This window comes from Arthrobacter sp. SDTb3-6 (genome assembly GCF_013376095.1).
Classification (GTDB): Bacteria; Actinomycetota; Actinomycetes; order Actinomycetales; family Micrococcaceae; genus Specibacter.
In genome coordinates this window covers 1-7,742 of record NZ_JAAMFN010000072.1, presented here as the reverse complement: position 1 = coordinate 7,742, position 7,742 = coordinate 1, and the positions used below count along the sequence as shown (strand labels likewise).

Below are 7,742 nucleotides of genomic sequence, written 5' to 3'. Positions count from 1 at the left end.
CTGTTGGGGGGGGCCCTGCCGCGCGGCTGGGCCCGCCGCCATGTACCACCCTGCCACCCTGCCACCCTGCCACCCTGCCACCCTGGACCACCGGCCGTGACCGGCCATGCAGCGTGACGGGATCGTGACCATGAAATGTTTGACAATCGGTTGCCAAGTTCTGGCAACCGGGCTACTGTGAGACCTGTGCCACACCTAGTGGCGTCTACCACGACCGGCTAAAGACCGCTTTCCAACCCTTAGGAGCCAACGATGAAGTTTGGTCCAAAATCCTCCGCACTGGCAATCTTTGCCGCCGCGGCCATTGCCTTGACCGCCTGTGGCGGCGGCACGAGCGCCGGGGGAGGCGGCGGCAGCGCGGCCGCCACGACGCTCACCCTGGGCAGCGTCTCAGACCTCAAGACCTTCGACCCCACGGACGCCCACATCGGCCACACCATGCCGTTTTACCAGGCCGCCTACGACACGTTGATCCGCCGGGCACCCGACGGAAAGCTTGACCCCATGTTGGCCACGGAGTGGTCGTACAACAAGGACCACACCGTGTTGACGTTGAAGTTGCGCACTGGCGTCACCTTCAGCGACGGGACCAAGTTCGACGCGGCGGCCGCCAAGGCCAACCTGGACCACTTCAAGGAAGCCCAGGGCACCGACGCCTACCAGGCCGCCTCGATCAAAAGCGTTGCGGTGGTGGACCCCTCGACGATCTCCATCACCCTGGGCGCCCCCGACCCGGCCTTCACCTACTACCTGACCCAGGCCCTGGGCCTGGTGGCCAGCCCCAAGGCCATCGGGACGCCGGGCATCAAGACCGATCCCGACGGTTCCGGCCCCTACGTGTACGACGCCAAGAGCTCCGTCAAGGGCTCGCAGTACGTCTTCACCAAGCGCTCCGGCTACTGGGACAAGGACCTGCAGAAGTTTGACAAGATCACCATCAAGTACCTGGTGGACCTGACCGCCCGCACCAACGCCCTGGTCTCCGGCCAGGTGGACGCGGCGCTCCTGGACCCCAAGACCGGCAAGCAGGCCGAAGGCGCGGGCATGGTGGCCCACAAGAGCCAGGTGGACTGGCAAGGCATCCTGCTCTACGACCGCACCGGCAAGATCAACCCCGCACTGGCCAACGTCAAGGTCCGCCAGGCCATGAACTACGCCTTTGACCGCAAGACGATCCTGGCCCAGCAGTACCTGAACGAGGGCACCGTGACGAACCAGGTGTTCGGCCCGGAAAGCGGCGCCTACGTCCCCGCCCTCGACAACAGCTACCCCTACGATCCCGCCAAGGCGAAGGCCCTTCTGGCCGAAGCAGGCTATCCGAACGGATTCACCCTGAAGATCCCGACGGTGGCAGGATTCGATGCCATCAACGCCGTGTTCAAGCAACAGCTCTCCGACGTGGGCATCAAGCTGCAGACCGAGTCCATCCCGGATGCCAATTACGTGGCCGACATGGCTGGCGGCAAGTATGCGGCCGCAACGTTCCAGCTGTACCAGGGTGAGCCCTGGGTGGCCATCAACCAGATGATCTCCACCACCGCACTCTACAACCCCTTCAAATCCCAGGACCCGGAAATGACGGCGCTGATCAAGGCGGTGCAGAACGGCGGCGAGCAAAGCGGCGAGCTGGCCAAGAAGGTCAACGAGTACGTCACCAAGAATGCCTGGTTCATCCCCATGTTCCGCCTGAACCAGATGTACTACAGCAACAAGAAGATCGACGTCCAGCCCGAACTGCAGCAGGCCGTTCCGTCCATCTACAACTACGCGCCCGCAAAGTAGCGGCGCCCGTGCCGGGGGCGGCACCGCCCCCGGCACCCCTTCCCACTGACCCTCCACCTGGAGCACCCCATGGTTTCCTTCATCCTCAAGCGGATAGCGTCCGGCATCTCAGTGCTGGTGGCCATCTCCTTCTTCACCTACTGCCTCCTGTACTTCTCCAGCGCCAACATTGCCCGGAACATCCTGGGTGAGTATGCCAGCCAGGCGCAGGTGCAGGCCAAGGAGATTGAGCTGGGCCTCCACCGGCCCTTGCTCAGCCGCTTCTTCGAATGGGCCGGCAACGCCGTCCAGGGCGACTTTGGCGCCTCCTGGTTCACCTCCGAGCCCGTGGTCAGCGCCATCACCACGCGCCTGCCCGTCACGCTCACCCTCGTCATCGTTTCAATCGTGTGCATCGCCATCATCGCCACCCTGCTCGGGACGGCCGCCGCGGTCAAGCGCGGCTGGATCGACCGGCTCGTCCAGGGTGCCGCCGTCGTGGGCGACGCCATCCCGGACTTTGTCCTGGCGATCGTCCTGGTTGCCGTCTTCGCGATCAACCTGAAAATCTTCCCGGCAACCAGCAGCATCTCCCCGGATGCCGGATCGGCGGCGTGGGTGGCCTCCATGACCCTCCCCGTCATCGCCCTGCTCATCAACGGCATCGCCAGCATCGCCCAGCAGATCCGCAGCGCCGTCATCAAGCAGCTGGAAAAGGACTACGTGCGCACCCTGCGCAGCCGCGGCATCCCCGAGTGGGAGATCCTGTTCAAACACGTCCTGCGCAGCGCCGCGCCGGCCGGGCTGACCGTGCTGAGCCTGAAATTCGTGGGCATGCTCGGCGGCGTCGTGATCATTGAACAGATCTTCGCGCTGCCCGGCATGGGCGCGCTGGCCGTGCAGTCCACCAGCCAGGGCGACATTCCGCTGGTCATGGGCGTGGTGCTGTACACCGTCATCATCGTCATCATCGTCAACCTGCTGGTGGACCTCATCAACGGTTGGCTGAACCCCAAGGTGCGTGTGTCATGAGCATGATCCAGCCGGCCGAACTCGTCGGCCAAACGGGGACGGTGGTCCGTTCCCACGTCGTGAAGAAGATCCTGAAGAACCCCCTGGGCCTGGCCTCCGTGATCGTGATTGTGTTCATGATCGCCCTGGCGGTGCTGGCCAATGTGCTGGCCCCCTTCGACCCCAACTTTGCCAACATCGGCAAGACCCTGGCAGGCGGGGATACGGTGAACCTGCTGGGCACCGACAGCGTGGGCCGTGACGTCTGGAGCCGCCTGGTCTTCGGCGCCCGTACCACCCTGCTCTCGGCCCTGCTGTGTGCCGCCGTCGCCATCGTCATCGGACTGCCCTCGGGCCTGGTCGCCGGCTACTACGCCGGCAAGTTCGACGGTGTGGCCAACTGGGTGGTCAACGTCCTGATGGCGCTCCCGGGCATTATTGTCCTGCTGACTGTCCGCGCAGCATTGGGCCCGTCCGTCTGGATCTCCATGGTGGCCTTCGGCATCCTGATGGCGCCCGGCTATTTCCGGCTCACCCGCACTGCCGTGCAGTCAGTCCGGAACGAACTGTACGTCGACGCCGCCCGGGTGGCCGGCCTGGGCGACACCGCCATCATTTCCCGCCACATCTTCTCCGTGGTGCGCGCCCCCATCATCATCCAGACGGCCGTGATCTGCGGTGTGGCCATCGCCATCCAGTCCGGGCTTGAGTTCCTGGGCCTGGGCGACCCCTCCGTGGCCACCTGGGGCGTCATGCTCAATGAGGGCTTCAAGAACATCTACCTCAGCCCGCTCCTGCTGCTCTGGCCGGCCCTGGCCATTGGCCTGACCATTGGTGCGCTGGTCCTGTTGGGCAACGCCATCCGGGATGCGCTCGAGGACGCCGAGAAGATCAAGGCACCCAGGCGTGGCAGCGGCACGGCGCAGGAGACGCTGGCCGCGACGCGCCACCTGCCCGGGCGCACCAGCCCGGCCGCGGTTGAAGCAGGCACCGAACACCACCTGGTCAAGGTCTCCCACCTCGGTGTCGGCTACCCGCAGGCCGACGGCTCCATCAAGAAAGTGGTTGACGACGTTTCCTTCCACGTTGACCGCGGCGAAGTCCTGGGCATTGTGGGCGAATCCGGCTCCGGCAAGTCACAGACGGCATTTTCGATCCTGGGCCTGCTGCCCGACTCAGCCCGGATTGTGGCCGGCAGCATCCAGTTCGACGGAAAATTTACGGTTGCCCCCACCGACGACCGCGTCAGCCAGGCGCGGCTGGGTGGGTACCGCGGCAAGCGGATTTCCTACATTCCGCAGGAACCCATGAGCAACCTGGATCCCGCCTTCACCATCGGCTACCAGCTCGTCACGCCCATGGTGCGGGTGCTGAAGATCTCCAAGGCCGAGGCCAGGAAGCGGGCACTGAAGCTGCTGGACGACGTCGGCATCCGGTTCCCGGAGAAGACCTTCAACGCCTACCCGCACGAGGTTTCCGGCGGCATGGCACAGCGCGTGCTCATTGCCGGCGCCATCAGCTGCGAGCCGGACCTGATCATCGCCGACGAGCCCACCACGGCGCTGGACGTGACGGTGCAGGCGGACGTGCTGGACCTGATCCGGGACCTGCAGAAGCGCCTCGGCGTCGGCGTGATCCTGGTGACCCACAACTTCGGCGTCGTGGCCGACCTGTGCGACCGCGTGGCGGTCATGCAAAACGGCCGCCTCGTTGAGGACGGGGACGTGCGGGAGATCCTGCGCAACCCGAAGGACCCCTATACGCAAAAGCTCCTGGGCTCCATGCTTGAAGACAAGGAACCCATGACCATGCTGGTTTCCGGCGGCATGGGCGCCGCGCAGGCCGCAGCACGCGACGACGACCCCGATGCAAAGGAGATGGCCCTGTGACCGCCACCGAAGTTCATGGCGCCGGAGCCCGGCTGCTCACCGTTTCAGGCCTGGACGTGGAGTATCCGCTCAAGGGGTTCCGGCGCAAGCCGTTCCGGGCCCTGACCGACATCAACATCTCGATCAAGCCGGGGGAGACCTTGGGCCTGGTGGGCGAATCGGGATCCGGCAAGACCACTCTGGGCCGTGCCGTGCTGGGCCTTGCACCCGTCACGCGGGGCACCATCACCTTTGCCGGCCAGGACATCAGCCATGCCGGCCGGCAGGAACGCCGGAAACTCGGCAAGGACCTGCAGGTGGTGTTCCAGGACCCGTACACCTCGCTCAACCCGTCGCTGCAGATCGGGGACATCCTTGCCGAACCGCTGAAGGTCCAGGGCCAGGACCCGGCCACTGCGCGCAAACGTGTGAAGGAGCTCCTGGACCAGGTGGGCCTGCCCGTCGACGCCGTTGACCGGCTGCCGCGCGAGTTCAGCGGCGGGCAGCGGCAGCGTGTGGCCATTGCCCGGGCGTTGGCCCTGTCACCAAAACTCATTGTGTGCGACGAACCCGTCAGCGCCCTGGACCTCTCCACCCAGGCCGTGGTGCTGGACCTGTTCCTGCAAATCCAGCGGGACACCGGCGTCTCCTACCTGTTCGTGTCCCACGACCTGGACGTGGTGCGCCACATCAGCCACCGCGTCGCCGTCATGTACCACGGTGAAATCGTCGAACAGGGCCCGGCGTCCACCGTGACCAGGAGCCCGGAACACCCTTACACCCAGCGTCTGCTGCTGGCCTCCCCGGTCCCTGACCCGGACCGCCAGGCCAAGCGGCGCGACGAGCGGCACCGGCTTCTGGCCGCGCAGCGGCTCCAGGAGGCCAGCGGGATTCCCGCCTAGGCGCCGGCCAATAAGTTTTCCCGTAGAAGAAACATCCGGGGAGAGCCCCACAAGGGTCCCGGAAGAAGAAAGGAACATCGTGGCAAAAATCGGTGTACAGGCAATGATGCTCAAGGACAGCTTCGCCGAGGTGGGCGCCTTTGAGACGCTCCGCAAGGTCAGTGAACTGGGCTACAACGCGGTTGAAATCTCCCAGGTTCCCATGGACGAGAAGAATGTCTCGGAACTTGAGCGTGCGCAAACGGAGTTGGGCATGGACGTGGCCTCGCTGTCCGTCATGATGGAAAAGCCCGTGGGCCGCCCGGGCGAATCCCTCAAGGACGACTTTGAGAAGATCGTTGCCGATGCCAAGCGCCTCGACACCAAGCTGCTGCGCATCGGGATGCTGCCGTTCGGGGCCATGACCAACATTGGCGCCGTCATTGATTTCGCCAAGGAAACCAACGGCTACGCGGAGCGCCTGCAGGAAGAAGGCATCAGCCTTTACTACCACAACCACCACATTGAGTTTGCCAAGTTCGACGGCAGGTTCATGCTGGACATCATCAACGAGAACTCGCCCGCCATGGGGCTGGAGATTGACGTCCACTGGGTCCAGCGCGGCGGCCTGGACCCTGTCCGCACCCTGGAAAAGTACGCCGGCAACACCGCCATGGTGCACCTGAAGGACTATCGCATCGGCATGCTGCCCGAATCGGCACTGGGCTACCTGGAAACCGGCGACTTCGCCAACTTCATGACCGAGTTCAAGAACGTGGTGCAATTCGCCGAGGTGGGCGAGGGCAACCTCGACTTCCCGTCCATCGTTCCCGCGGCGCAGGCCGCCGGTGCGCAATACCTGCTGGTGGAACAGGACGAACTGTACGGGCGCACCGTGTGGGAGGCGCTGGAAACCTCGCACCGCAACCTCACCGCCATGGGCTTCGCCGAGCTCTTCTAGCGCTTGGCCCCGACAGGCCCGGGTCTCGACAGGCTCGACCAACGATTTACAGCAACGAAACGGAGCAACACCAAATGAGCAAGAAAGTACGCCTTGGCATCATCGGCCTGGGCCAGCAGGGCGGCGCCTATGCCAAGTTCATCACCGACGGCATGGTGCCGAACATGGAGATCGGCGCCATTTCCGACACCGACCCGGCCAGGCGCCAACTCGCCGCGGAAACGTACCCCGGCGTCAAGGTCCATGACGACTACGTGGCCATGCTGGACAGCGGCGACGTGGACGCCGTCGTCACCTGCGTGCCGCACTACCTGCACCCGGAAATCGGCATCGCCGCGCTCAAGCACGGCATCCACGCGCTGGTGGAAAAGCCTGCCGGCGTCTACACCAAGCAGGTCAAGGAACTCAACGAATATGCGGCCTCCAAGCCGGAGCTGTCCTTCGCCATCATGTTCAACCAGCGCAACAACCCGCTGTACCAGCGCCTGAAGGAAATTGTCGACAACGGCGAGATCGGCAGCATCCTGCGCACCAACTGGATCATCACCAACTGGTGGCGCCCCCAGGGGTACTACAACTCCAGCGAATGGCGCGCCACGTGGGGCGGCGAAGGCGGCGGCGTGCTGGTCAACCAGGCACCCCACCAGCTGGACCTGTGGCAGTGGATCTGCGGCGTGCCCAAGTCCGTCTTTGCCAAGGTCTCCTACGGCTTCCGCCGGGACATTGCCGTGGAGGACGAGGTCACCGCGCTCGTGGACTACGGCAACGGTGCCACCGGCACCTTTGTCACGGCCACCCACGACATGGTGGGCACCGACCGCTTCGAGATCCTCGGCGACCAGGGCAAGATCGTGGTCGAAGGCAGCAAGACCGCCACGGTGACGCGCCTGAAGAAGAAGGAACGCGAAATCAGCGAGAACATGGGCATGGACGACGTGCGCAGGCTCTTCATGGGACAGCTGAACATGGACGACTACCTCACCACCGAGGTTGTGGAATTTGATTCCGTGTGGGGCGCCCAGCATGCCGGTGTCCTGGAGAATTTCGCCGCCAACATCCTGGACGGCACGCCGCTGCTTGCCCCGGGCTCCGACGGCATCAACGGTGTCCGCTTGGCCAATGCCATCCACCTTTCCAGCTGGAAGGGCGAGGAAGTCGGCCTGGACTTCGACGAGGACGAGTACCTGTCGCTGCTCAACGGGCACATCCGTGAAGAAGGCAAGTACCCCGAGCGGTCATAGCGATTCCAAGTGCACGTCA

Annotated in this window: 6 protein-coding genes; all 6 read left to right on the top strand. The window is 64.5% G+C overall.

Annotated features, from left to right (window positions below):
• The first annotated feature begins 252 nt into the window (after window positions 1–252).
• Entirely contained in the window at window positions 253–1,782 is a 1,530-nt protein-coding gene (locus G6035_RS18985) for an ABC transporter substrate-binding protein (RefSeq protein WP_176618664.1), read from the top strand.
• A 69-nt stretch (window positions 1,783–1,851) separates the two neighbouring features.
• Window positions 1,852–2,793 carry an ABC transporter permease gene (locus G6035_RS18980; protein ID WP_176618663.1) on the top strand — a complete coding sequence of 314 codons (942 nt, stop codon included), beginning with the start codon at window positions 1,852–1,854 and terminating at the stop codon, window positions 2,791–2,793.
• Window positions 2,790–4,661: a dipeptide/oligopeptide/nickel ABC transporter permease/ATP-binding protein gene (locus G6035_RS18975; RefSeq protein ID WP_176618662.1), complete on the top strand. Its 1,872-nt coding sequence runs from the start codon at window positions 2,790–2,792 to the stop codon at window positions 4,659–4,661. The genes G6035_RS18980 and G6035_RS18975 overlap by 4 nt, the downstream gene beginning before the upstream one ends.
• Complete coding sequence (locus tag G6035_RS18970) at window positions 4,658–5,542, top strand: ATP-binding cassette domain-containing protein (RefSeq protein ID WP_176618661.1); 885 nt, start codon at window positions 4,658–4,660, stop codon at window positions 5,540–5,542. Before G6035_RS18975 ends, G6035_RS18970 begins: the two co-directional genes overlap by 4 nt.
• A 79-nt stretch (window positions 5,543–5,621) precedes the next feature.
• Window positions 5,622–6,482 (top strand): sugar phosphate isomerase/epimerase, encoded by an 861-nt coding sequence (locus tag G6035_RS18965; protein WP_256882410.1) that lies wholly within the window; start codon window positions 5,622–5,624, stop codon window positions 6,480–6,482.
• A 74-nt stretch (window positions 6,483–6,556) separates the two neighbouring features.
• A complete protein-coding gene (locus tag G6035_RS18960) occupies window positions 6,557–7,723 on the top strand; it encodes a Gfo/Idh/MocA family protein (protein WP_176618660.1) in 1,167 nt (388 codons plus the stop codon).
• Window positions 7,724–7,742 lie beyond the last annotated feature (19 nt).

What these genes read in the sequence shown, in the direction of transcription:
- G6035_RS18985 (WP_176618664.1), top strand. Translation starts at nt 253, where the DNA reads ATGAAGTTTGGTCCAAAATCCTCCGCACTGGCAATCTTTGCCGCCGCG.
- G6035_RS18980 (WP_176618663.1), top strand. Translation starts at nt 1,852, where the DNA reads ATGGTTTCCTTCATCCTCAAGCGGATAGCGTCCGGCATCTCAGTGCTG.
- G6035_RS18975 (WP_176618662.1), top strand. Translation starts at nt 2,790, where the DNA reads ATGAGCATGATCCAGCCGGCCGAACTCGTCGGCCAAACGGGGACGGTG.
- G6035_RS18960 (WP_176618660.1), top strand. Translation starts at nt 6,557, where the DNA reads ATGAGCAAGAAAGTACGCCTTGGCATCATCGGCCTGGGCCAGCAGGGC.